The following is a 23,496-nucleotide window of genomic DNA, read 5'->3' as shown; positions in this document are numbered from 1 at the left end:
ATGGAGAATAAATTACTCACCCTTTGGAGGTACTACCCTTCAGGAAGAATTCGGGTGGAGGAAATCTCTGAAACACTTCAATTAAGTCTGAAGCAGACGACCCGCTACCTCAAGAAATGGGACGAAGAAGGCTGGATGTCTTTTACTTCCGGACGAGGTAGAGGAAATGTTTCAACACTAACATGGGAAAAAGACGTAGAGGAAGTTTTTGAAGAAGAAGCCATGAATCAAATCGATCGGGAGTCTGTAACGTATAGCAGTAAATACCTGATGTACGATTGGTCGACCGACACCAAGCTGAGGCTGATGAACAAATTCCATTCGAAGCTTGGGTTCATCCAGGAATCCAAGGACAAGCTGATCGTTCCTAAGAGACATCCCTTTTTCTCCATCCACCCGTTGGATGCAGCGGATGTCCTTAGTGCCCATCTGGTAGCGAATGTCTTTAACCGTCTGGTCTCCATTACGGAAAAAGGTGACATCCTCGCAGAAATCGCCCATAGCTGGGACGTCTCTTCCGATAAAATTCGTCTCTATTTGAGAAAAGACATCTCTTTTCATGACGGCTCCCTATTAACAGCAAAGGACGTAGTCGAATGTCTCGATCGAGTCCGCACCCATTCTCATTACAAGGGACTTTGGGCACCGATTGAAAAGATTGAGATTAAAGCGCCGCATGTTATCGATATCCATCATCCTGGCGGCTGCAGCTACACTCTCCAAATGCTCAGCATGATGTATGCGAGCATCTATAAAGAGAATAAAGGTCGTGTTCTCGGTACGGGAAGCTTTTCAATTGAAGGAAACAGGGATGAAAAGACAACTCTTGTCGCCTTTAAGGATCACTTCAGGGAGAGGCCACTCCTCGATGCAGTGGAATTTGTCCAGGTACCCCAGGACTTCAAAGGCATGTACCAATCACATCATGAACAACATGTTGCCTCCTCCGTTGAAGTGGAAAGTGATTCGGGATTTGGCATCGTTGTCATGAACGCGACCCGTGACTCGGACATTCAGCGTAAAGAGGTGAGGGATTATCTTCACTGGATCATTGCAAAAAACCGTCACACGATTATGGACTACGAACCTCGTGCCACGGCGAATGACAGAAGTATTTTGGCAGGACAGGATCAGCACATGACGATTTGTGAAGTTGATAAGCCTTTTTTCTCTGCGCCACTTGTGATACGGAGTGCCAATCACACGGCCAAGACGACCCAATGGCTCGAAGACATCTTTGAAAAGGAAAACATCCCCGTGGATCTACAGTGGTTTTCCTTCAAGGATACGCTTAACAGGCAACCTAAAACACTGGATGTGGATCTCTTCGTACACGGAGAAATTTTCGAAGCCAATCAAAACTTTTCATTTTATCATTTTCTAATGAATGGTTTTTCTCCGCTCCTTCACATTCTTGAAAACAGTGAAAAATGGAGGAGCACACTAGGGAATTATCCCCACACCCCTTTTGAACAATGGACAGGTCTAAACATGAAAGTAGAGAGAATGCTGATGGAAGAATCGATCATGATTCCTCTCTATTACGAAAAGCGGTTTATTCCGTTTTCATCAGATATCATGAATATCGAGATGAAGCATTTTGGTTATGTGGATTTTTCGAAGTTGTGGGTTAGGCCTGTGGTGTAGGTGTAAAGAACAAGAGTATGGAGGATTGAAATGGACAGGGGCTTGGCTATGATTATAGCGTCCCTCCCCTTTGTATGTTAGCTTTTTTCTGAGCTTGCCACGTTCGGATCATACTCGGAACACCGACTGACATGCTCACTACCCAACTCCACATGATATACATCCATTCCCCTGTGAAAAGAGCTACTCCTATAAACAACAAAAGCTGCCCTGCGAGCGCAAACCATGAAGCAATCCAGGCAAGAGTTAAATTTTCTTTCATATTCATTCATCCTCCTCTTTGAATTGTCAATTACTCTATATCCAATTCTCGAACCAAGGTCCGTCCCTCAGATTGTTAACTCGCCATCTTGTCTTACACCAGTTTGGTTATGGTTTTTTCTGCTTGGTAGAAGCCGTAGAGGGTTCGTTGTCGTTGATGATTTTTTTAACTTTTGTTAGATATTTTGACATATCCTCTTTGTTGTTTTTCAAATGGGCTACCATATAATTTTTAAAAGCAATCACTAGGCATGGCCCAGTGATTGCTTTATAGGTTTATTAATTCATCACCCATTTATCCTTCAAGAATAGGATTCTGCCAATGATAAAGATTACTAGCATAAAGAGTAGGTTACTCCCGAACGTAAGGAAGATATGCTGATAATCAATGACGCCCATGAACAATTCTTTAAATTGACTGAACAGGTTCAGGATCGGAATGGCGAAGTGATGAAAGGATAATTCGTTCAGCCCAACATTGGTGATGATCATTCCTGGAAAGGCTGCGAGCATCATAATCGGCGCGCTGTAGCTTTGGGCTTCTTTGACGGTTTTCCCAATGATGCTTGTGATCATTTGCAGTGAAGCGACGAACACTGCATACACGATGGTCAAAAGAAGGGCAATGCCAATCACCAAATACACATTTTCCCCAAAGGATACGGCTGATTTCAGATTTTCGGTAAAGAGGCTGATTTCAACAGCGAGTACAATTAACGTAACGATTCCTGTGAGCATTCCCACTGTAGCTATGGTCAACCATTTCGCCAACAGAAGAGTAGAGCGTTTGACCGGTGTCATGAGTAAGGCTTCCATTGTCTTCTTTTCTTTCTCACCGGCAAATAAATCGGCTGCTGAAGGTCCCGTTCCCACTCCAATCGAAATCGCCAGGATCAGAGGTACAAGGAATGCCAGAAGGAACATGCTTGTATCATCATCGGACATTTCCTCCTGTGTGATGCTAAAAGGCTCAATCAGGGAAAGGTCCGTCCCTTGTGCTTCAAGTCTTTCAGCCGTCACTTGTTTTTCATAAGACGTTAGGGCAGTGGTGACAGCATTCATGAGATTGCTTGATTTCTGGCTGAAGGAATCACCGATTAAGGTAATGTTGGCTTCTTTTCCTTCTTCGATGCTACTTATGAACTCAGGACTTACGATAAGAGCAGCAAGGGCTTCCCCATCTTCTAGAGTTTTCTCAGGATCAGAGGACTTTACGAATTCAATCGTCTCATAACCTGCGAATATATTCGTGATATCTTCACTTATTGACGAGTCGACGGCAAGGGAATAAGACTCTCCTTCATCTCCTGAAACCATATTTTCATAGAAGAAGACGAGTCCGCTCATCATAAAGATCGGAAGAAGAACCGTAAGCAAAAGGGTTCTTCTGTCCCGGAAGCTGTCTTTCAATTCTTTCAGATAGATATTAAGAAGCATAATGTTCATCCCCTCTCACAAGTTTGCTCATAAAGATATAGTTAAGATCCCTGCTCTTTTCTGTTTGATAGAGGTGTTCGATGTCCCCGTGATACACCAATTCTCCTTTATGCATCATCGCTACTTTGTCACATAGCATCGAGACTTCCTCCATAATGTGACTGGAGAAGACGATGGTCTTTCCTTCGCGCTTGAGCTGATGGACGAGCTGGCGGAAGACGTTAGATGAAGTGATATCCAATCCTGTCGTTGGTTCATCGAACAAAATGATGTCTGGGTTGTGGATCAGGGTCCTTGCAATGGCAACCTTCTGACGCATTCCTTTTGAAAAGCCTGAAACTCTCCGATCAAGGTAATCCCTCATGCCGAACATTCTCGACAGATCATCGATCCGCACCTTCGTTTCATGTTTGCTCAATCCATATAACCGTGCAAAGTATTGAAGGTTTTCCCGAGCCGTCAAACGGTCATAGAGCCCGGTTTCTCCTCCGAATAATACACCGATTTTTGTTTTGATCTTGTTCGGGTTCTGGACCGTATCTTGGCCTGCCACTTCAATCGAGCCCTCTGTAGGGGTTAAGAGTGTAGCAATCGTTCGGAGTAAAGTCGTCTTACCCGCGCCATTTTCCCCGAGAAGTCCCACCACTTCTCCTTTCTTAACTGAAAAAGACACATGTTTTAATGCCGTCACATATTTCTTCTTATCTTTAAATTGTTTGGTTACTTTCTGTATTTGTATCACTTTTCTCACCTCATCAATTAATATTGTATGTTCATCATACAAACAAATAAGGAAACAATCTCCACTTATGTCGTGAAATATCCATTTCTTGTCGTGAATATGCCAAAATCTTCATTGTAAATGGTAAAATGGAAGGGAACTTCAGAAAATGCGAGGCGAGTAGAAATGAGGATTGGTCTAGTAGACGATCGGATGATTGACTTAGATAAATTGAATGGCATCGTTTCCCGTGCACAGGATGTAGAAATTATTTTCTCCACTACGTCTGCCGAGGAAGCCTATAACCAAATCAAGAAAGAAACCATCGATGTGCTGATTGCAGATATTGAAATGCCTCACTTGTCAGGATATGAGCTGGCAGATATCATTCACTCCCATGCCCTCAATATTTCCGTGATATTCGTAACAGGTAACAGCGGATATGCCGTCCATGCCTTTGAATTGAATGTACATGACTATATTATGAAGCCCTATACCAATGATCGTCTGATGAAATCCATCGAGCGACTAATGGAAAAGTCAAGATCAGCTGAACTAACTGGGCGACTCTATTTAAAACAAAAAAACGATATCCATATCGTCCAGAAGAAAGATATTGTCTTTATCGAACGGTCCGGAAGATCGACGACGATCTATACAAAGGAAGAACAAATCAAAACCTATCTCTCTTTAAATGAGCTTGAAGGGGAACTTCGTGAAAGGGACTTCATCCGTTCCCATCGTTCATTCATCATCAACATCCATTATGTGAAAAACTTCTCTCTCTATGCGAAAAATTCGTATGTCATCACCTTCGAAGGGCTTGATTCACAAGCCATGATTACGAAGGAAAAAGTCGATTACCTGCAACAACATTATTTTTAAAAGGTGGAATCGCTTTGAAACAACCGATTATCTATTGGATTTCCCTCTCCCTTATGGGGTTCGTTCATATTTATTACCTGTTCATGAATCTCCCGTGGGATATACCCTTTTATCTTATTTATCTAGCAGTCTTTTTCATTTCATTCATACTCTATCTAAGAACGAGAATCACCTTTTTTGAATTAGGGTTTCATTGGAATGGGACCCTCATTCTCATGCAACTTCTGCTGTTACTCCCATACATAGTGATACAACCCTCATGGATATATGTAGTCTTTCTTCTTGTTTTCATTGGGATCGAATGGGTTCGGTGGGATGCGTCAGCAGGGATCACTCAGCTTCAAAAAGAATGTGAGCAATTCGAAGAGGAACGATCTCATGTTACGGAAACCTTCCGCATTGTGCGAAGTGAACGCCATGATTTCCTAAAGCACATCTCCTCCATTCACTACATGCTTGAAAACCGCCATCATGAAGAAGCATCTGCTTATTTAGATGACCTGGTGGATGGCTATGAGGAAACGAACCTTTCTATCAAGGGAGAGCGTGGCAGCGTAGCAGGAATCCTTCATCAAATGTACAATCGTGGGACGTCCTCAGGAGTCACCATGATCTATGATATCGACTTGCCTCTTTCCACCCTCCCCATTGCGGATAAAAAAATGGTCACGTTACTCGGAAATCTACTGTCCAATAGTATCGATGCTTCGGTTGAATGGCGGAAACGGTATGAGAAGCAAGCAGCCATCACTCTTCAGTTCTATAAACGTAGCGGGTTGTATATACTGATTTGCCGGAACCCTTCCCTCCCGATTCCGACCAATATACTCGATCAGCTTTTTCAAAGCTATGGGCATTCAACAAAAGAAGAACATGAAGGACTCGGCACAAAGATTATTCAGGAAACCGTCAAGGAACATCAAGGTTTCTCGGACTTTGTGTACCGTGATGAAGAATTTACGGTGAAGATTAAATTTCCGGCGATTCATTAGGATGGTCATTCAGAAAGTGGAACATTTCCTTTATTCAAATTGAAAGGAGTTTGCCATCTTCAGGCAAACTCCTTTGGTTTAGTTGACTTCTTTACTACCTTATCTCACATTCATACTTATTTTTTTCCCATTTCTGACTTAATAATATTCTTTTCCTTCAAGACCTCCACCACAATTTGTTTCGCCTCCGAGCCGCTCCCGTTTAAATTCACAGCAAAGGCCCATTTCCCTTTCTTTGTTTCGACATATCCGACATACCAGCCAAGGCCGTAATCACTTAGTCTTGTTCCTGTTTTCCCATGAAGAATATAAGCATCCTGTTCGTCCTGAATCATCATTCTTTTGACTGTCTTTTGTTGCTTCTCTGCAAAGGGTAGCTCTTCCCCTACAAGTTTTACCATAAAGTCCACTTGTTCGACAGCTGAAATCTCGAGAGAACTGTCCAGCCAAAATGAATCAATTCCTCCTGAGATATCTCGATTCCCATATCCCACTCTGTTCACGTATTCCTGCATCTTTGTTTCACCAATATCCTTTGCCATATCCTGATAGAACCAGATAGCCGATTCTCTCATGGCAGACGCCAATGAATGGTCCCGGTTCCACGCCTCGAATGGTCTCGTGATACCGTCCCAGCGTTTGACTTCATATTCATCTCTAACAGCCCCTGTTTCTAATCCAATTAATGCATGTGGTACTTTGAACGTCGATTCCGGTGTAAATCTTTCCATGCTCCTCTCTTCGTTATAGACGTATGTTTGTCCGTTCTTGAGGTTCTTAAGTACCATCGTACCTTCTTTGCCGTTAAATAACTCCTGAACCTTCAGTTCATGTTTCGCATTGGCAGCGATGGTACCGGTACCCGCCAATAAAAAAGACAGCAACATGAGTAGCACGATTCTCAACATCTTCATCTTTCTACCTCCTCGTAAGAATAGGGATTTTTCATGATGTCATATCCTCAGCTGATACCCTATACTATAAGCAAACCCATCCGTCACCGAAAGCGTTGTTTTGTCCATCTGTACCCATACAGATGAAAGGAGAGGTCAAATTAACATGACAAAATATAGTGAAGTCATGAATGAAATCCAATCGAGAATAGAAAGTGGAAGCCTTTCACCCGGGGGGAAACTTCCCTCTGTCAGAAGTCTTTCCAACGAACTTCAGTGCAGCATCAATACGGTTGTCAAAGCCTATGCTGAACTGGAAAAGGACCACAAAGTTTACGCAGTCAGAAAAAGTGGTTATTTTCTTGTTGGAAGTTCCGCAGCACCCCACGAAAAAACATCCGGCGTAATTGACTTTTCATCTGCAGGACCCGATCGAAGCAAAATGCCTTATCGAGATTATCAGCACTGCATGAACCAAGCCATCGATGTGTATAAAGAAGAGATGTTTCAGTATTCTGATCCCCTAGGCTTAGGAACCCTTCGTCAACAGCTTTCCAAACACCTTCAGGACCTCCAAGTATTCGCTCAACCAGACAGAATTGCGATTGTCTCAGGCTCCCAACAGGCTCTCGATCTTCTAGTTTCTCTTCCTTTCCCAAATGGAAAAGACCAAATATGTGTGGAGCAGCCAACCCACTTCAGCTTCATCGAATCGATTTCGTCCCGAAACCTACAGGCTATTGGCATTGAAATGACCAATAAGGGCATCGACCTTGAGCAATTAGAAGAGATATTTCAACTCGGCACCATCAAATTCTTTTATACAGTGTCAAGGTTCCAAAATCCGACCGGTTACAGTTATTCAAACAATGAGAAAAGGAGGATTGTAGAGCTTGCTCAGTTGTATGACGTCTACATCATTGAAGACGATTATATGGGGGACCTTGATACAAGAAGGAAAGCTGATCCGATGTTTGCTTATGACCCTTCTGGAAGAGTCATCTATACAAAGAGCTTCTCGAAAGTCCTGCTTCCCGGATTAAGACTCGGCACAGCCGTTCTGCCCCGTGAGATGGTGGAAGGCTTCCAAAAAGCCAAATTTGCAGCCGATGTCCACACCCCCGTTCTTACCCAGGGTGCGCTTGAAATCTATTTAAAGAGCGGCATGTACAATGCCCACATTGAGAAGTTACGAAAGCAGTACAGAACAAAAGGATTGATTTTACATAAAGCATACTTAGATCATCTTCCAGAAGGGACATCCTTTTCAGGTGGTGAGTCGGGATTCTACTCCACTATCAATCTCCCTGATGGACTAAAAGCAAATGCTCTTGCTCACTTTCTTAAGGAAAAGAATGTTCTCGTTCAAGACGCAACAAGTATGTTCCTCCCTCCATACCGGAAAGAAAATGTGATCAGAATTAGCGTGTCACAAGTGGAAGACCATCTGATTAGAGTAGGTGTCAAAAGGATTGGAGAAGGGATAAATGAGCTCTGGATTAAAAGAAAGCATTATTAAGAGGAGCACATTCACACGTTTTAGAAAATAAAGCAAGGGGAATATGGCTATGAATGATTCGAGAGGAGGAACTTCAATGATGGGAACTTCTGAAGCTGTGTTATATTTCTTTATTCCTCTGTTAATTATTGCAATCATTATTGGAATAACGATTAGGTATTTTAAGAATAAAGCAGATAGAAATAGGGATTTTTAGCATAGAAAGTGATTGGGTTCTTACATCAATTATGAGGTACCCCCTTTATCAATCGGGTTCACATATGGGGGACCTCTTTCGTGTGAATGAATGCATTGTTGGATATTCACACCTTATCTTCTAAACTCCAGCACTCTTCCCTCCCCTATATAAGAGGATTGTTTCAATAGTTCCTTGTGTTCTGAATCAATCCAATAGTATTGCAATGTATCCCCAAAGTATGTCTTCACCTTCCAGGCATCAGTTATAATCCCTTCTCCTTTATGTATCGATTCCAATTCCAACACTTCAATTCGAATGGGGATTTCCGACTCAATAGTGGAATTAAAGCCTTTCAACTTCATGAAGAATCCGGATGTGAAGGGTATTACTCTTAAAACCAATTCAATAGAAAAGGTATCCACACAACCATCGCTTTTTAGCTTTATAATTTTCAAGTCATCGTTGGCGACGACATGTACCTCTCCATCTCTATACACGGCCTTCATTCTAATCTGATTATTTATGTAATCAGTAAATGAAATAGGTTTAAAAGAAGTTCTTTCTACAACTGTGACTCCTTTTCTATTACCTAATAAATCCGAAGTCAACGTTTGTACCCTTTTAATTGCTGACTTCCCATCAACCTCAATAAATTGGATCTCTTCTGTAGTTTCACCAACCTTCCTTTCCACACCTTCTTCAATGAGAAAAACCTCTTTTTCATCCCTTGCTTCACATAAATCTTCAATTGAAATACAAGAATCCATTGGTTGGAAATACCTTTCCATTCTAGTCATTGCACCCTTTCAACCATATTTTATGAGTGAGATCCGTGTAATCCCTCTCAGAAAGAAATTCCCACAATCTCCTGAATAACCCCCTCCACATCATCCTCGTTATGAATCACAACTAAATGATCCGCTTCCCCTTCTACTGGTGCCGCTACATCCTGGAAGTAAGAGGACGACTGTTGCCTTTTCAACACTTCCTCAAAGGTAACTGCGCTCCTGAAGATGGCTTTACTGCGCTCACTGTTCGCCACCCTGGCTTGAAGGACACTGTCCGGGATATCACAATGGACAAGGATCGTGTGGAATCCACTTTGTTGGAATTGCTCCAAGCGCTCCGACCTTCCATTACGACTCAAATTTGAATTACAAAGAATGATATGTTTAGAAGTTTCATGTATGGCAAAGTCCACCATCGTTTGACTGATAGCATATTTGAGTATGTTAGGACCTTTCACTGGAACTATATTTTTATAATATGTGTTGATAAATTCAGCATGATTATCCTGATCAATCACAACAGAATTCTCCAATTGTTTTGCCAGTTTCATAGCGAAAGTTGTTTTACCACTGTGGGTTTTACCGACTGTCATAATGATTAGTCTTGTCATGAGTTCTCTCATCCTTTTCTGATATTCAAATATCCGTTGAAGGTCCTTCTTTTTCACACTGCCCGCCAGCATGTGCCTCTTTTTCGCTTCTACGGATGAGCAGCCACTTACCATTATGATGAATGGCGCTTTCTACATTTAAGATGTAGATGAAAGATTCCTCCAGACATTAGTTGAAATCGAATAGAATAAAAGAATCGTCCTTAGAATATCAGTAAAGATCAAAACTCAATCTCCAAATTCTCTTTGATCCTATTCAATAGTTCTTGATGTTCTTCAGTGGTCACGAGTGGTTCTTCCTGTAAGGAATCCACTCCTTTATGAGTAAAGATAATGGTGCCATCTTCCATAATGTAAAATGTGTAAGGTACTATCTTCACTCCAGTGATGTCATCAGTCTTAAAAAATGAAAACATATACGTTTCTTTTGATTTCATCATGTCAAATACATGATCGCTCTCTTCTTTTTTCACTTTCAAACCATTCATGAGCTCAAGTGTATCTTTGATTTTTGATACGTCCGTAATCTTCTTTGTTAGCTCTTCTCGGGATGAATTATCTTCTACCTTCTGTACAAATAGAGTTTTAGCAAAGTTTTTATCTTCATCTTCATCACTTCTTCCTTAGCAGAACAAGCACTCATTAATAGTGAGAGGGTTAGTAAAAGAAAGAATATTTTTTTCATTTTTCCACATCTGGATAAATTTTACTTTTATCTCAAATGGACAATTTCTTGATTGATCATGTTCACCACCTTTGAATTCAGGATAATACCTTAATTGCTTTTTCTTTCAATTTGTTCTCATTTACTTGAAGAAGGATGCCTTTCTCTATCCATCCTTCCACCCCATCTTTTTTGATCAAATCAAATCCTTCACAGTTGCTATCCACAACGGAAACAACATCCCCTTTATTTACCGATATTTGAGCACATGATACACCCGTCTTTACATGGAATTGTCCATTTTCGTATTGTTGGATATACTCATTTTTCACATAAAGTTGTTCATTCGTTTCCGGTTGCTCACAAAGGGTGAAATGTTCATCACTCTGAAGAGGGTTGATATCAAAATATGGGTAAGAAATAACCCCCGTCATCATGGGTTCTGATTTGAAATCCATCAGTACTTCATAGACTGGGTGCTTATCTGTATAAGTGTTGTTAAATGTATCTCCTGACGGTGTTCGTTGTATGATGAATGCATTTAACTGTCCTGTCGATTTGATGACATTCCCACCATCAATGGCGATGATTTTCTTTGCATGATCAATAATCGGATTATAGGTAGGAATGCGTGTTGAGTAATTGACAACCGGCCAGTGTCCTACTACGACATATTTGCCTGTTTGATGGGAGCGATCCAGGAATGCAGGCATAGTGATGGCGGTTATTCTATCCGTTTCCCTCCAATTTTCTCTATCATCAAGACCTGCATGTACAAAAACGTAGTCTTCTGTTTCAATCGCAGTCGGCAATTCCATCAGCCAATTAATTTCAGTAGAAAAATGCGCTGTCAGGATCTCCTTTATTTCTTGTACAGTAGTACCTTCCTTCATTTCGAACCCTACTTCCACGAGCCACTCCGAAATAATCGTATGTTTCCTTGTATGTAAATAGTTCATCAACTTAGGGTTCTCATCCAGAAGATCTTCCACCAGCGTGTCACAGTTCCCTTCTGTGACATAAACGTGTGGATGACTTGCTGAAAGGTCCATGATAGACCGGACAACACCTTTACTATTAGCACCTTTTTCACAAAGATCACCGTTTATAATTAGGTAATCTTCTAGACTGAAATTCACTTTTTCTAAAAGACTCTCAAACAGTTCCAGCTCTCCGTGGATATCCGAAATTACGATGACCCTTCCGTTACTTGGTATGCTTACCTCTCTTATTTTGTGCAATTGTGGCCACTCCTTCTCTATAATGCGAATCGCTGTTTAATCATTTGTGCCACCTCTGCAGGCTCCAGGTTCTCATTATTAATTCGTATATAATGTTCCTCTTTGATTTCTCCTTCTTCCGAGTTCAATCTGAGGGTATCCATCGTGCTTAAGAGATGTTGCTCCGACTGTTCGACATTCCTCTTTGTCGGCTTTTGTTCGAGTCTATAAGGCGTTCGATTTCTCTTTAGCCTTTCTTCGACACCTGCTTCCAGCTCGACGAAGTATATGTCAGCTCCATTAGATCTGAATATGCTGCACATTTTCTCGACCGCTTCCCAATCCCCTTGTTGGTCAAATGCCCACACATAAGTGAAAATCATTCCTTTATTATCACTAGATGCAAAGGCCTTAAATACTTCCTGACGAAACAAACCCGATAACTTCCACATTTCAGGACTGAACCCAAAGAAGGGCTCCAATAAATCAATCGTCATATGATTATGAAACAGCTTTAAACCTGTTATTTTTTCAAGCTCTCTTCCAACCGTCATTTTGCCGACTGCTTGCGGTCCAAATAGTAATAAGAACTTCATGCTTTATCCCCTCGTTGTTTGATTAATTTAGCACCATCACATCATTCAATAATTCCTCTACGCTCCCTGAGCATGTCTCCACTTCCGGTAAATGATAAAAAGTCGTGGTCTGTGCGAAGTCGTGCACCTCACCCTTTGGAGAATGGATGATAACCCGTTTGTTAAGTCCAATGGCCAGCCCCAATTCAACGTGACTCCCTTTTCCACCAGGCAATAACACGATGACGATATCCGAATCGACGATGGCATCCTTTTCTTTTTGGCCGATCATTTGGAGGTCTCTAAATGTCGTTGCCTTCTCATTTTTGGTCCAATCATATGTATGGATGAAGCCGTTTTGTTTCAGTTGGTCGCTTACAAAACGTACTTGATCCTTATTCGCAAAGCTTGATGCAATATAAAATTTCATGACGTATCCCACTTCCCCTTAGGTAAAATGTCTACTATTGAAACAGTTTCCGCTGCTTCATATAATCGATTGCCTTGGTCTTATTCTTTTGGTTGGTCACATATTCTGCTTCGCTCTTATCTCTGTGATAGGTATTCAATCTTTCTTGAGAAAGATTCCCTTCCGAAATGGCTTTTTGCACTGAGCAGTGTGGCTCGGTTGTGTGAGTGCAGTTTGAGAACTTACATGTTGTGGATAGGTTTAAGATATCTTCAAATTCGTCAGGTCCATGTTGGTCCATCATATCGTTGACTTTTTTATTGGCTTTCATCTTTTATTACCTCCAGTTTGAAGTTTCCCTATTAAACTAAAGATTGAGGATAAACAGCATAGATAGCCCCTTTATTACTCACTCGTTTCCACACGTCATCAATCTCTTTTTATTCCAATTATTCCAAATTTTAATTCGCATTACAATCCCTATTCCCATTAAAAAAGGAAGCTTCTCTATTATTAGAAAACTCCCTTCTTCCTACATTATGTCTTTATGACAACGTCAGCACTCTCGGTTGGGTTGTATACATTCAAATAATACTCTTCTGCCTTCCAATATCTGTTCTCAAATTTCGCAGGGTTCTGTTGTGTCGCTTGGGATTCACGCATAAACCTTTGTTCCCTTGTACAATCCAGATAGACAACCTTGTCAAAGAATGCTCTCCATTTCTCCCGTTGAAGGAACACCCCTTCAACAATGATTACTCCTTTTTTGGGCAAACGGATGAATTTACTCTGATGTGTGTCTGTTTGACTATCATAAAAAGGGAGAGTGATTTGATTGCTATTCTTCAAATCCCGAAAAAAATTCTCGGTCAGCCAAGCAGTGTCCCATTGTAATTGAAAATATTCGTACCATTCTTCATAGCCTGTATTATATCGGCGTGCTCGTTCCACGATGTGGTCGTCAATATGGAATATGTGAAAGTCTTGAGATTCTTTCACGAGAATATCTTGAAGTTCCATTACAAAAGTTGTCTTACCCGAACGACTTAGACCGTCTATTCCTAAGATGAAACTGGAATTGGTTTGATGAGAATTAATCATTTGCATGAGATCAAAGTCGGTCTTCAACCATTTCACTCCTTACCATCAGAATTTTTTTTAGGATGGAATTGAAATACTGAATCTTGATTGCTCATTTCCGAATCGCTCGAGTTTATTCTCAAACTTCATTCCGACGGAGGTTAATAACCTACAAGATGCATTATTTTGCGACTGAGTTTCAGCCACGATTTTGTCCAAAGCTAATGTATGAAAACCATAATCTATTACTTTCGTGATTACTTCCCTGCCATAGCCTTTGCCCCAGAATTCAGGCAATAATTGATAGCCGATTTCTGTCTGTACCCCATCATGGTAAGTATCAAGAAAAACCAGTCCCATAAACTCTCTAGTACCTTTTTCAAAAACAGCCCAATGAAGGTCACTGTTCTTCGAATGTAGCATATCGGTGAACCTGAGCTTATAGACTTCTTCGTTAACAGTACCGCCTAAATATTTTCTTACTTGCTCATTCTCATACAATTTTTTTATATGTTGCTCATGACTTTCCGACATCACGTGCAGTTCACATCTTTTTGTGAGTAACAAATCATTCACTCCTTTCGAATAAAGTCATAAGAGCTCATCTCATTTGTGACACAAGACCATTTTCTGATGATTCTTATCTGCCCTCTATGAGACCGGTGATTGTCTCATAATCTATTCTCATAAAGCCACCCATCATTCCGATTGTCGAAAACCTTTGACAACATCTACTATTTTCATAATCTCTCGTTTCCTTTCAATCACATACCTGAAAGGCTATTCTCATAAATCATATTAACATTAAATCCCATATTATTGCTCCTATTTTCATAAAATAAGTGCGTGCTCTCGTAAGTTTTCTCGATAGTAAAAAAGAATGGCCACCCGCTTTGCGAATGGCCACTACCATTAAATTAAGTCTCCCTACTCCTCCGGATAATAAATCACCATACTCAACCTCGTTAGTTCATCTCCAGGATTCAAATAAACATGATCATAGTCTGCCTTAAACTTGATTGAATCTCCTGTATTCAGAATTTGTTCCTTTTCTTGTACCGTTAAGCTAAGGGTCCCATTGAAGACAGTTATGCACTCGATCGTTCCGGGGCTGTGGGGATTGGATTCGAGTTTTGCTCCAGAATCTAACTCCACTGTGTACATTTCAAAAGGTTTTTGATCTTCATAGGTAAAAGAAGGATATAGTCGATAGGATTCGTCCTTTTCAGAGAGTGGGTCTATTTCACTTTTTCGTACGATTTCCGTATCCGGAAGTTCATATTTCATAAGGGACGTGAAGGGGATTTTCAATCCGTTGGCAATCTTCCAGAGTGTTGATATCGTTGGATTGGATTCATCTTTTTCAATCTGTCGAAGCAGGCTTTTACTCACTCCTGTTACTGACGCCAAGTCGTCTAAACTCATTCTTCGTTTATTACGGATACTCGTCAGATTTTTTGAAATGATGCCTTGTATATGTTCCATATGTAAAACCTCCTATTGAACAATATCGTTTCCCTATTGTACAATATAATAAATTATTATAATAATCATTTTGTTCACTATAATAATTTTATCATAGGATGATTGTGGGTGGTAGGTGTGAAACGTCTTCATTACAGTTGGATTATTTTAACCATTTCCTTCTTCTCGATTATTGTGGCAGGAATTGTCCGGTCTTCTTCTGGAGTCTTTATTGAACCGTTTGAGAACGAGTTTGGCTGGGACCGGTCTGTCATTTCCCTCGCCTTTGCTGTGGGTCTTTTTTTATATGGAATATCCGGTCCATTTATGGCAGCGCTAATAGAAGTGCTGGGCTTAAAGAAGATCATGATCATGTCGATGGGAACATTATTGGGAGGAACTTTACTCACATTAGTCATGAATCAACCATGGCAGCTCATTCTCATATGGGGCATCATCATTGGGCTGGGCTCTTCTCTATTCTTGACAGTCTTAAGTCCTTATGTTGCCAATCGCTGGTTTGTAAAACGAAGGGGCCTTGCGGTGGGAATCTTAACAGCCAGTACTGCAACTGGACAGTTAATTTTGCTGCCCGTATTAGCCATCATCATCGATCAATATTCCTGGCGGGGGGCTATCAGCCTCATTGCCATTCTTAGTATCATCATGATAATCATAATCATCGTCTTTATGAAAAGCTCTCCCAAAGATATTGGGATCCTTCCCTACGGAAGCGAAAAAAGCGCACATGAAATCGAGGACAAAACAAAGAAAAATCCAATCATTATAGCATTCAGTGGATTAGCTTTAGCCGTTAAGGTCAAAGAATTTTGGCTGCTTGCAGGGAGTTTTTTCATTTGTGGACTTTCCACCAGTGGATTGATTGGAACTCATTTCGTGTCGTATTGTTTAAGCTACGGAATCCCATTAGTCACAGCCGCTTCATTACTTTCATTTATGGGAATCTTCGACCTGGTTGGTACCACTTTATCAGGATGGCTATCCGATCGCTTTGATAGTCGCTGGCTGCTGTTTTGGTATTATGCTCTAAGAGGAGGCTCCCTTGTATTACTTCCTCTTGCATTGTCTAAAGGCTCGGTGGCTCTGCTGATGATTTTCTCCGTCTTCTATGGACTGGACTGGATTGCCACAGTACCACCTACAATTAACATCTCGAGACAAATCTTTGGCGTTGCCAAAAGCGGAATCATCTATGGTTGGATATTCGCAGCGCACCAGGCAGGGGCTGCCGTTGCCGCCTTTGGTGGTGGAATCATATTCAACAAACTCAACTCTTACACATGGGCATTCCTCATGGCTGGCATATTCTGCGTATTGGCAAGCCTCTTTGTCATCATGATCAAAAAACAGACCTCCACCATAATATCAACCAGACAAACATTGAAGGGGTAAAAGAGACAGTGATAAGAGGGACGTGATAAGAGGGACGGACCTCACATTTCAGCCATAAATCCCTCTATATAGGGAATATTACTGATTAATGGAGGTCCGTCCCTCTGGTTAGTTCTCTTTTTTTACTCGGTTGTATCCTTTTTCTCCAAAGGGGTTGAGTTTGGTTATCCATTTTTCTTTTAGGTCTTCTAGTACTTTCTTTTTGTTACGCTTTAGCAGATCCTTTTCGTTTGCAAGTTCTAATATTTCGAATGTGAAGGCTTCTTCTCCGTATTGTTTCCAATCTTGTTGGAGCCCTTTATTTTGGTGACTTCCTAAATTCAGTTCGAATTTTAGCCCATTTAATGATTTAAGGTTTGGAGACGAACCAACAAACACCTTCCCGTTTTCCTTGTTGACTAATTGAAAGACACCACTTTTCGGCTTTTCTTCTTTTGCTTTTAGTTTTAATTCCTTTTTACTATCCATCTTCATATCCTCTCCCTCCATAGGATCTACCACATGATATTGACTGCCGTCATGGTGACGAGAGAGGAATCCTCTGTCTACAAGCTCCCGCCTCAGCAGTACATAATCTTCGTATATTTCTCCTAATACCTGATTGATTTCACTCTCAGAGTACTTTTTCCCATAATGGAATAAGCCCATGATCTCTGACAATACCTTTTCCTTCTCGTATTCCTTTAGTTGATAGGTTTTCAGGCGCCCATCTTCCTCTGAGAAGAAGCGTGATATCTCATCAGATGGTTCTATCGGTTTTTCAATTCGGTCTGATTCCTCTTCTCTAGAGGAATCCATTTGCTTGTTCAACAATGACATTAATGCTCCCATTACTTTCGCCTGTCGCTCTTTTTTACGAAGAACAAAGCGATGGTTCCGTATTGTGGACAAACTGCCGATATTTAACTCTTTCTGAATCTCCCCATCATCCTTCCCTTGATAAATTAGCCTCAACAGCTTTGACTGTTGTTCAGTCAATCCTGTATGTTCCTTCCCACTTGCAAGGAGTACGTCAAATACGTCTCCGTGTTCTTTCTTAATATGATGTTCCATATAGTACCAATCCTCGTACAACATACCATCTACTTGATAGATTCTTCCTTTGGTCACTTTCTTCTCACAGAAAATACATCCAAATCCAATTGCGTCTTCAACATACCCTTTCTCCATCACTTCGATGGAAAGATTTCGGGAAAAATAATGGTTCATAGAAATCCTCCATGTTCATTTCGATTGATATCATCATACTACGCTTTTATTATTTTAACAAACGTTTTTAAATTATGTTTATATTTTTACAAACATATTAACATTTCGTTTGTTTATATTATAACTAATTTTAGAAATAAAAGAGATTGAGTTCTAAGGTTCGCATTATTTCATTTTGGCTATTAAAATAAATGCTAAGTAAAGAAACTACCCAGAAGTGAGGAATGGTTTATGAACCTAACTGGAAACACGATATTAATAACCGGAGGCGGCTCTGGAATCGGCTTTTCATTTGCAGAGCGTTTCATGAAGAATCTGAATCAGGTCATCATTTGTGGAAGAAGTGTGGATAAGCTTGAGGAAGCAAAAAAGAAATATCCTCAAATCTTTACCAGAGTATGCGATGTGACGGTGGAATCTGAACGTGTAAACTTGTTTGAATGGGTCACGACTCATTATCCTGACGTGAATGTGCTCGTGAACAACGCCGGCATTCAACAGCGTTATCACGTGCTCAAAACAGATGCGAAAGATTATTGGAGCTATTACAACAAAGAAATCACGGCAAATATGGAAGCACCAATGCACCTTGCTTTACTGTTTGCGCCATACTTCCAGGACAAAACCTATGCAGCTATCTTGAATGTCACATCAGGACTTGCCTACACACCCCTATGGCGATTGCACCTATTTATTCAGCTACAAAGGCAGCACTTCATTCCTTTTCCACAAGCATCAGACAACAGCTTGCAGAAACGTCCATTGAAGTGATAGAAGTGGCTCCGCCTGCCGTGAACACAGATTTAGGAGGAGTCGGTCTCCATACTTTCGGCGCACCAGTCGATGATTTTGCCGATGCGATTTTCAATGATTTAAAGGAAGGAAAGACAGAAATCGGATACGAAAGATCCGCGAATGCGATGAGAATGTCGAGGGATGAAATTGATCAGGCTGTTGTGGAAATGTATAAGCATACGAGGGGCTCGATTGAGTAAAGAGATCTCTATACAAAAAGGGTATCAAATCAAATCGATTTGGTACCCTTTTTAGAATATCTTTGAAAATAGAATTCGAACTTGTTCACTAGTTATTTCAACACAAGCTTCGCCACAACTTCCACATGAGCCGTCTGCGGGAACATATCCACAGGCTGCAAATACTCGACACGATACTGTTTCTTCAGAAAATCAATATCTTTTGCCAAAGTGGAAGGGTTACAGGAAACATAGACGAATGTTTTTGGTTTCACCTCTTTAAGTGTATCAAGTAGCTTGTTGTCGCATCCGGTTCTTGGAGGGTCGACTACGACTACATCCGGACGCCAGCCTTCATTTTTCCACTGCGGCATGAGCGTTTCAGCACCGCCTACAAAGTACTCGGCATGATTGACACCAAACTTCTTCGCGTTCTTCTTCGCGTCATCGATTCCTTCCTTGATGACATCCATACCGCGGATCTCTTTCGCACCGTCAGCAAGCCAAAGACCAATCGTCCCGACTCCACAGTAAGCATCGACAACTTTTTCTTCGCCTGTAAGTCCGGCCGCTTTTTTTGCTTCATTGTACAACTTACTCGTCTGGATCGGGTTGAGCTGGAAGAAGGCACGCGCTGAAAGTTCATAGGTGAACTCTTCAAGGCGCTCTTCGATGCTTTCTTTTCCTGACAGATGAATTGTTTCGTCACCGAAAACGAGAGCCGTTTTTTTAGGGTTTATATTTTGGGCAATCGAAACGACTTCTGGAAGACGCTTTTGGATTTCATTGAGTAACAATTCCTTACGAGGAATCTTCTTCTCTGTTGTAACAAGTACAACTTGGACTTCACCGGTTTCAAAACCTACACGTGTAACAATTGTTTTGATAATCGGTATTTTCTTTTTCTCATCAAAGACCGGGATATTGAAATCATTGATGATGCGTTTAATTTCAGATGTCACTTTATTTGTCAGTGGGTGCTGAACGATACACTCGTCGATATCGATGAGCTTGTTGGAGTTCATGCTATAGAGGCCAGCGATCGCTTTACCATTTTGTGTGCCCACTTGAAATTGACTTTTGTTCCTGTAATGCCATGGGTTGTCCATTCCCATCGTTTGGCGAATATCCATGTCTTCAAGCTTGAGCTTCGTATGTCGTTCCAGTGATTGGAGCAGAATGTCCCGCTTTGCGTCAAGCTGTCCATCGTATGAAAGATGCTGAAGCTGACATCCCCCGCATAGTTCATATACCGGGCACGGAGCTTTCGTTCGCTGAGGAGACTTCTTCCGTATTTTTTTGATACGGGCTTCTGTGAATTTTGGGTGGACCTTGGTCACTTCGACAACCACTTCTTCACCTGCAAGGGCACCTGGCACGAAGACGATCTTGCGCTTGAAGAATCCGACTCCTTCACCGTTGATTCCGATCTTTTTTATAGTCAGAGGAAACTGCTGTTTCAGCTCAATTTTCACTTCATTGCTTTGTTGCTTTTTTTCATATTGTTTTTTCATTGGTTCACGTCCGTTCTATTCAATACTTCTCCATAAATACAAGGATGCATAGCTTAAATAAGGATGCCAAGCCGCGCTGAATTGATCCAGTTCGTCCATGGTTGGCTTTTCGTCCATCCCGAATAATTTTTTGATGGCGTTTTGAATACCGATATCCGCTTTCGGAAAAAGATTCGGCCGCCCCAACCCAAATAATAAGAAGCTTTGGGCTGTCCAAGGACCAATGCCACGGATTTTCGTAAGTTCTTTAATGACCTCTTCGTCAGGAAGTTGGGATAATTGTGCCAAATCGAGATCGCCATTTGAAACCTTTTCTCCGAGTCCAATCACATACTCTGCTTTTCGCTGACTGAATTGAAGCTCTCGGAGTTCTTCCACTGTGAGACCCGCTATTTTTTCAGAGGATGGATAGAACCATACCCCGTCCTTTTCCCAGCCGTACTTTGTGACAAACCGGTGGGTCAGGGTAAAGGCGAATTTCAGATTCAGCTGTTGATGTATGATGCTTTTCACGATGGTCGCGAACGGATCGAATTCAAGCATGATCGGTGTTCCGACATGTTCTTCGAAAATCGGCTTCAGGTCGGTTTGCAGGAAATGCTTGTGCATGTCAAGAAGACCTGTTTGCCATTGAAAAATGTCTGAGATGCGCTGTTGCTTTCGGTCAATCTCCTCTTCATTCTCAAAGCTTATGTTGAATTCCGGTTCGTCGGTTGTACCAACAGCCTGTACCGTGATGACCTCCCCTTCTCCATCCGGGAGATAATAAGGAACCTTCACGCTCCGCTCTGACCGATCTACTGCATTTAACGGATCCAGTGCTAATCGTTCAAGCACCCGGTCGAAATCATATGGACCTTCAATCTTACTATTCCTTACTACCATTGTCCTCACCCTTCCGCACAAAACTTGTATGTGTATTATAGCACACCGCCTATGTAACACATCAACGTTATAGACCGTCTAATTCCAGTAGTATAGGGACGGACCTAAGTCTAATGATTTTATTAAGAGCTGGTGGAGTGAAGGGAAAATAGGTGATTGATTATTGGACTATTCCTGGGAATTGGTTTTGCATGCTGTTCAAAGCTTGGGGATCAGGTCGAGATTGGTACCGGCGGAAAGATGAATGCGTATGAACCCACGGCAACGGATGTGGTTGTGATGGATACACATGGGGAAATAAAGAATCTCGAGAGATATTCGAATTTCTCGATAATGTAAAAGAAGGCGCACCTGATAAAATCCGAATCGCCAGCTATACGGATGAAGGGGATGGGACCATTCATGAAATGGAGTTCGATGGGAGTGGATAAGAGTCTCATTAAGGGGACGGACCTCAATTCCTAGGACCAGGTCCTAGGAATGAAGGTCCGTCCCTCTTATTTTTTCATCATTGGGTGCTCGTCCAGGCTTTTGAATGTGTATCCTCGTTTTTTGAGGTCTTGGATGGCTTTTTCCAATGCGTCTGCGTTGTCTTTGGAGACGGAGTGCAGAAGGATAATGGCGCCGGGATGGGCTTGAGACATGATGTTGTCATAAGAGTATTGCCAGCCTTTTTGTTGATCGGTCTTCCAATCAATGAAGGCAACCGACCAGAAGACGTGGGTATACCCCTCTTCTTTTGCGATTTGGAGAGTGCGTTCAGAGAAGACGCCTCTTGGCGGACGCAGATACTTCATTTCTTTCTGCCCGGTTAATTCTTTCGTTTTCACTTTCACTTTTTCAAGCTCTTCTCGAATTTTTTGGTCAGTGCTTGCGGTGAAATCCGGGTGATGCCAGGAATGGTTTCCGATGATATGCCCCTCTTTTACCATCCGCTTCACCAGGTCCTCAGCACTCAGCAGATAATGCCCTGTCACGAAGAACGTGGCTGGTACTTTTTCCTGCTTTAGTACATTGAGAATCTTCTCGGTATAGCCATTTTCATACCCGTTATCGAATGTGACGTATAGTACTTTTTTATCTGGTGAGCCTTTGTAGAAGGCATCGTATTTCTCAAGGAGCTCGTCATACGCAGCACCCGCTTCCGGCTGTACTTCATTTTGACTCTTTTTAAAACCCCAGCCGATTGGATTATTCGAGACTGCATATGCTTGGGCCGGGATGAGCAATACTAAGATGGACGCTATTATTAACACATATAGTGATTTCCGCAAAATTGAACCCTTCTTTCACTTCCGTTTCCTTTAGTTTTTGAGAACGGGAAGGATTCATGTGTACTAATAGTATCCAAAAATGGATGTTCATGCGATTTTTTTAAACAAAAGCGAGTTAAAAAGATTATTTTTGAGGGTGAAATCTTCACTTGGGTCGCTTATTGCGGAACTTTTAGCGTTTGTTCCGTGACTTATAACCGTTGTTGCGTTCAATTGTGAACAAAAATAAAGGTCCGTCCCTCTACTCAAAAAAAGTTTGATACTTTGTTGCCATTTCGGTCAGTTTTCCTTGATGTTTATCGATGAATGAGGCAACGGTTTTTTTGTCCCAGATGTTTTCTTCTTTTGGGAAGTCGCTGAATTCTTTGGAAAGACCTGCGACCATTTTGTCCCTTGTGACGGAAACCATCGATTCGTCGACGGTGAAGTGATATTCCTTTGCGTTTGGAACAAGGAGAGTCAAATAGATGGCGTTGAAGTAAAAGTTCTTTCTGTTGACGTTGGTACCGTCAAACCAGTATTCATTCACATCGTTTTCAGACAGTTTCCCTTCCTTATAACCATACGTCACTTTCACCATCTCACCTGATAGGTCAATCTCCTTGATTGTTTCACCACCAGGCAGTTCTTGAAGGATCGCCTGTACCTTCGAGTTATCTCCTACATAGGTTCCGCTATTTTCTTTTAAAGTATCCATACTTACATCCTCGATGGAGGTGATATCCGCTTGCTTTTCCGGATTGCTTCCACACCCTGTCAATAAGACCATCAACGTTAAAATCAACATACCAAGCATTTTATTAAAAATCATCATAGCCCTCCAAGTTTTGTTTGTATGTCATACGGATTTACTTGTGGTAAAGTTTCATTTCTTCACTTATAT

General features: G+C 41.5%; 27 protein-coding genes and 1 pseudogene. 9 read left to right on the top strand and 19 right to left on the bottom strand.

Going from position 1 to position 23,496, the window contains the following annotated elements; all coding sequences use genetic code 11:
- Positions 1-1,647, top strand: coding sequence for an ABC transporter substrate-binding protein (locus FGG79_RS14265; protein WP_138779443.1), 1,647 nt, complete (start codon positions 1-3; stop codon positions 1,645-1,647).
- Positions 1,648-1,699: 52 nt separating this feature from the next.
- On the opposite strand, the gene FGG79_RS14260 is transcribed toward FGG79_RS14265, so the two are convergent.
- The 3 genes from FGG79_RS14260 to FGG79_RS14250 form a co-directional block, all read right to left on the bottom strand.
- Entirely contained in the window at positions 1,700-1,909 is a 210-nt protein-coding gene (locus FGG79_RS14260) for a hypothetical protein (RefSeq protein ID WP_138779441.1), read from the bottom strand.
- 278 nt (positions 1,910-2,187) lie between these two features.
- The gene (locus FGG79_RS14255; RefSeq protein WP_138779439.1) at positions 2,188-3,345 is read right to left on the bottom strand and encodes an ABC transporter permease; all 1,158 of its coding nucleotides are present in this window, start codon (positions 3,343-3,345) and stop codon (positions 2,188-2,190) included.
- Positions 3,335-4,087 carry an ABC transporter ATP-binding protein gene (locus tag FGG79_RS14250; protein WP_138779437.1) on the bottom strand — a complete coding sequence of 251 codons (753 nt, stop codon included), beginning with the start codon at positions 4,085-4,087 and terminating at the stop codon, positions 3,335-3,337. The genes FGG79_RS14255 and FGG79_RS14250 overlap by 11 nt, the downstream gene beginning before the upstream one ends.
- A 165-nt stretch (positions 4,088-4,252) precedes the next feature.
- Between FGG79_RS14250 and FGG79_RS14245 the strand changes: the two genes are divergently transcribed.
- Positions 4,253-4,951 carry a LytR/AlgR family response regulator transcription factor gene (locus tag FGG79_RS14245; protein WP_138779821.1) on the top strand — a complete coding sequence of 233 codons (699 nt, stop codon included), beginning with the start codon at positions 4,253-4,255 and terminating at the stop codon, positions 4,949-4,951.
- 14 nt (positions 4,952-4,965) lie between these two features.
- Complete coding sequence (locus FGG79_RS14240; RefSeq protein ID WP_240794286.1) at positions 4,966-5,943, top strand: sensor histidine kinase; 978 nt, start codon at positions 4,966-4,968, stop codon at positions 5,941-5,943.
- Between the two features lie 116 nt (positions 5,944-6,059).
- Here FGG79_RS14240 and blaOXA read toward each other — a convergent pair whose 3' ends face one another.
- Positions 6,060-6,857 (bottom strand): class D beta-lactamase, encoded by a 798-nt coding sequence (gene blaOXA, locus FGG79_RS14235; protein WP_138779435.1) that lies wholly within the window; start codon positions 6,855-6,857, stop codon positions 6,060-6,062.
- Between the two features lie 145 nt (positions 6,858-7,002).
- Here blaOXA and FGG79_RS14230 point away from each other — a divergent pair, with 145 nt between their 5' ends.
- The gene (locus FGG79_RS14230) at positions 7,003-8,355 is read left to right on the top strand and encodes an aminotransferase-like domain-containing protein (protein WP_138779433.1); all 1,353 of its coding nucleotides are present in this window, start codon (positions 7,003-7,005) and stop codon (positions 8,353-8,355) included.
- Positions 8,356-8,404: 49 nt separating this feature from the next.
- Positions 8,405-8,551, top strand: coding sequence for a hypothetical protein (locus FGG79_RS21850; protein WP_171050940.1), 147 nt, complete (start codon positions 8,405-8,407; stop codon positions 8,549-8,551).
- Between the two features lie 113 nt (positions 8,552-8,664).
- On the opposite strand, the gene FGG79_RS14225 is transcribed toward FGG79_RS21850, so the two are convergent.
- From FGG79_RS14225 to FGG79_RS14175, 10 genes are all read right to left on the bottom strand, one after another.
- Entirely contained in the window at positions 8,665-9,321 is a 657-nt protein-coding gene (locus tag FGG79_RS14225; protein WP_171050939.1) for a DUF3108 domain-containing protein, read from the bottom strand.
- Positions 9,322-9,377: 56 nt separating this feature from the next.
- Positions 9,378-9,932 carry an ATP-binding protein gene (locus FGG79_RS14220; protein WP_138779429.1) on the bottom strand — a complete coding sequence of 185 codons (555 nt, stop codon included), beginning with the start codon at positions 9,930-9,932 and terminating at the stop codon, positions 9,378-9,380.
- Between the two features lie 221 nt (positions 9,933-10,153).
- Positions 10,154-10,420 carry a hypothetical protein gene (locus FGG79_RS14210; protein WP_138779427.1) on the bottom strand — a complete coding sequence of 89 codons (267 nt, stop codon included), beginning with the start codon at positions 10,418-10,420 and terminating at the stop codon, positions 10,154-10,156.
- 274 nt (positions 10,421-10,694) lie between these two features.
- Positions 10,695-11,837, bottom strand: a complete 1,143-nt coding sequence (locus tag FGG79_RS14205) for a metallophosphoesterase (protein ID WP_138779425.1) — start codon at positions 11,835-11,837, stop codon at positions 10,695-10,697.
- A gap of 17 nt (positions 11,838-11,854) precedes the next feature.
- Positions 11,855-12,412 (bottom strand): DEAD/DEAH box helicase family protein, encoded by a 558-nt coding sequence (locus FGG79_RS14200; protein ID WP_138779423.1) that lies wholly within the window; start codon positions 12,410-12,412, stop codon positions 11,855-11,857.
- Between the two features lie 22 nt (positions 12,413-12,434).
- Entirely contained in the window at positions 12,435-12,821 is a 387-nt protein-coding gene (locus FGG79_RS14195; protein ID WP_138779421.1) for a nucleoside 2-deoxyribosyltransferase, read from the bottom strand.
- A gap of 34 nt (positions 12,822-12,855) precedes the next feature.
- Entirely contained in the window at positions 12,856-13,131 is a 276-nt protein-coding gene (locus FGG79_RS14190; RefSeq protein WP_171050938.1) for a hypothetical protein, read from the bottom strand.
- 206 nt (positions 13,132-13,337) lie between these two features.
- Positions 13,338-13,907, bottom strand: coding sequence for a kinase (locus FGG79_RS14185; protein ID WP_481747284.1), 570 nt, complete (start codon positions 13,905-13,907; stop codon positions 13,338-13,340).
- A gap of 51 nt (positions 13,908-13,958) precedes the next feature.
- On the bottom strand, positions 13,959-14,447 hold the full coding sequence (locus FGG79_RS14180; protein ID WP_138779417.1) for a GNAT family N-acetyltransferase: 489 nt from the start codon (positions 14,445-14,447) through the stop codon (positions 13,959-13,961).
- Positions 14,448-14,807: 360 nt separating this feature from the next.
- Positions 14,808-15,365, bottom strand: a complete 558-nt coding sequence (locus FGG79_RS14175) for a helix-turn-helix domain-containing protein (RefSeq protein ID WP_138779415.1) — start codon at positions 15,363-15,365, stop codon at positions 14,808-14,810.
- Positions 15,366-15,482: 117 nt separating this feature from the next.
- Here FGG79_RS14175 and FGG79_RS14170 point away from each other — a divergent pair, with 117 nt between their 5' ends.
- Entirely contained in the window at positions 15,483-16,757 is a 1,275-nt protein-coding gene (locus tag FGG79_RS14170; RefSeq protein ID WP_138779815.1) for an MFS transporter, read from the top strand.
- Between the two features lie 108 nt (positions 16,758-16,865).
- Here the strand turns inward: FGG79_RS14170 and FGG79_RS14165 are convergent, their stop codons facing one another.
- Positions 16,866-17,966, bottom strand: coding sequence for a DUF2087 domain-containing protein (locus FGG79_RS14165; RefSeq protein ID WP_138779413.1), 1,101 nt, complete (start codon positions 17,964-17,966; stop codon positions 16,866-16,868).
- A gap of 231 nt (positions 17,967-18,197) precedes the next feature.
- Here FGG79_RS14165 and FGG79_RS14160 point away from each other — a divergent pair.
- Positions 18,198-18,961, top strand: a pseudogene (locus FGG79_RS14160) (SDR family oxidoreductase).
- Positions 18,962-19,053: 92 nt separating this feature from the next.
- On the opposite strand, the gene rlmD reads toward FGG79_RS14160, so the two are convergent.
- Complete coding sequence (gene rlmD / locus FGG79_RS14155; protein WP_138779411.1) at positions 19,054-20,454, bottom strand: 23S rRNA (uracil(1939)-C(5))-methyltransferase RlmD; 1,401 nt, start codon at positions 20,452-20,454, stop codon at positions 19,054-19,056.
- 15 nt (positions 20,455-20,469) lie between these two features.
- Positions 20,470-21,339, bottom strand: coding sequence for a DNA-3-methyladenine glycosylase family protein (locus FGG79_RS14150; RefSeq protein WP_138779409.1), 870 nt, complete (start codon positions 21,337-21,339; stop codon positions 20,470-20,472).
- 156 nt (positions 21,340-21,495) lie between these two features.
- On the opposite strand from FGG79_RS14150, the gene FGG79_RS14145 reads away from it, so the two are divergent.
- Both FGG79_RS14145 and FGG79_RS22445 read left to right on the top strand, forming a co-directional pair.
- Positions 21,496-21,678 carry a hypothetical protein gene (locus FGG79_RS14145; protein WP_138779407.1) on the top strand — a complete coding sequence of 61 codons (183 nt, stop codon included), beginning with the start codon at positions 21,496-21,498 and terminating at the stop codon, positions 21,676-21,678.
- A complete protein-coding gene (locus FGG79_RS22445; protein ID WP_138779813.1) occupies positions 21,654-21,770 on the top strand; it encodes a DUF4362 domain-containing protein in 117 nt (38 codons plus the stop codon). The genes FGG79_RS14145 and FGG79_RS22445 overlap by 25 nt, the downstream gene beginning before the upstream one ends.
- 66 nt (positions 21,771-21,836) lie before the next feature.
- Here the strand turns inward: FGG79_RS22445 and pdaA are convergent, their stop codons facing one another.
- Positions 21,837-22,613, bottom strand: coding sequence for a delta-lactam-biosynthetic de-N-acetylase (pdaA, locus tag FGG79_RS14135; RefSeq protein WP_138779405.1), 777 nt, complete (start codon positions 22,611-22,613; stop codon positions 21,837-21,839).
- A gap of 241 nt (positions 22,614-22,854) precedes the next feature.
- Complete coding sequence (locus FGG79_RS14130) at positions 22,855-23,424, bottom strand: DUF4825 domain-containing protein (protein WP_171050937.1); 570 nt, start codon at positions 23,422-23,424, stop codon at positions 22,855-22,857.
- Between the last annotated feature and the right edge of the window lie 72 nt (positions 23,425-23,496).

Source organism: Bacillus sp. BHET2, from assembly GCF_005938125.1.
Classification (GTDB): Bacteria; Bacillota; Bacilli; order Bacillales; family Bacillaceae_B; genus Rossellomorea.
The sequence above is the reverse complement of the archived record's forward strand: the minus strand, read 5'-3'. Positions and strand labels throughout refer to the sequence as shown.

Excerpts from the sequence above, each read along its gene's own strand:
- FGG79_RS14255 (WP_138779439.1), bottom strand. The coding sequence starts at position 3,345 with ATGCTTCTTAATATCTATCTGAAAGAATTGAAAGACAGCTTCCGGGAC.
- rlmD (WP_138779411.1), bottom strand. The coding sequence starts at position 20,454 with ATGAAAAAACAATATGAAAAAAAGCAACAAAGCAATGAAGTGAAAATT.
- FGG79_RS14225 (WP_171050939.1), bottom strand. The coding sequence starts at position 9,321 with ATGGAAAGGTATTTCCAACCAATGGATTCTTGTATTTCAATTGAAGAT.
- blaOXA (WP_138779435.1), bottom strand. The coding sequence starts at position 6,857 with ATGAAGATGTTGAGAATCGTGCTACTCATGTTGCTGTCTTTTTTATTG.
- FGG79_RS14230 (WP_138779433.1), top strand. The coding sequence starts at position 7,003 with ATGACAAAATATAGTGAAGTCATGAATGAAATCCAATCGAGAATAGAA.
- FGG79_RS14190 (WP_171050938.1), bottom strand. The coding sequence starts at position 13,131 with ATGAAAGCCAATAAAAAAGTCAACGATATGATGGACCAACATGGACCT.
- FGG79_RS14245 (WP_138779821.1), top strand. The coding sequence starts at position 4,253 with ATGAGGATTGGTCTAGTAGACGATCGGATGATTGACTTAGATAAATTG.
- FGG79_RS14130 (WP_171050937.1), bottom strand. The coding sequence starts at position 23,424 with ATGATTTTTAATAAAATGCTTGGTATGTTGATTTTAACGTTGATGGTC.
- FGG79_RS14210 (WP_138779427.1), bottom strand. The coding sequence starts at position 10,420 with ATGAATGGTTTGAAAGTGAAAAAAGAAGAGAGCGATCATGTATTTGAC.
- FGG79_RS14165 (WP_138779413.1), bottom strand. The coding sequence starts at position 17,966 with ATGAACCATTATTTTTCCCGAAATCTTTCCATCGAAGTGATGGAGAAA.
- FGG79_RS14185 (WP_481747284.1), bottom strand. The coding sequence starts at position 13,907 with ATGCAAATGATTAATTCTCATCAAACCAATTCCAGTTTCATCTTAGGA.
- FGG79_RS14200 (WP_138779423.1), bottom strand. The coding sequence starts at position 12,412 with ATGAAGTTCTTATTACTATTTGGACCGCAAGCAGTCGGCAAAATGACG.
- FGG79_RS14195 (WP_138779421.1), bottom strand. The coding sequence starts at position 12,821 with ATGAAATTTTATATTGCATCAAGCTTTGCGAATAAGGATCAAGTACGT.
- FGG79_RS21850 (WP_171050940.1), top strand. The coding sequence starts at position 8,405 with ATGAATGATTCGAGAGGAGGAACTTCAATGATGGGAACTTCTGAAGCT.
- FGG79_RS14150 (WP_138779409.1), bottom strand. The coding sequence starts at position 21,339 with ATGGTAGTAAGGAATAGTAAGATTGAAGGTCCATATGATTTCGACCGG.
- FGG79_RS14220 (WP_138779429.1), bottom strand. The coding sequence starts at position 9,932 with ATGACAAGACTAATCATTATGACAGTCGGTAAAACCCACAGTGGTAAA.
- FGG79_RS14265 (WP_138779443.1), top strand. The coding sequence starts at position 1 with ATGGAGAATAAATTACTCACCCTTTGGAGGTACTACCCTTCAGGAAGA.
- FGG79_RS14175 (WP_138779415.1), bottom strand. The coding sequence starts at position 15,365 with ATGGAACATATACAAGGCATCATTTCAAAAAATCTGACGAGTATCCGT.
- FGG79_RS14260 (WP_138779441.1), bottom strand. The coding sequence starts at position 1,909 with ATGAAAGAAAATTTAACTCTTGCCTGGATTGCTTCATGGTTTGCGCTC.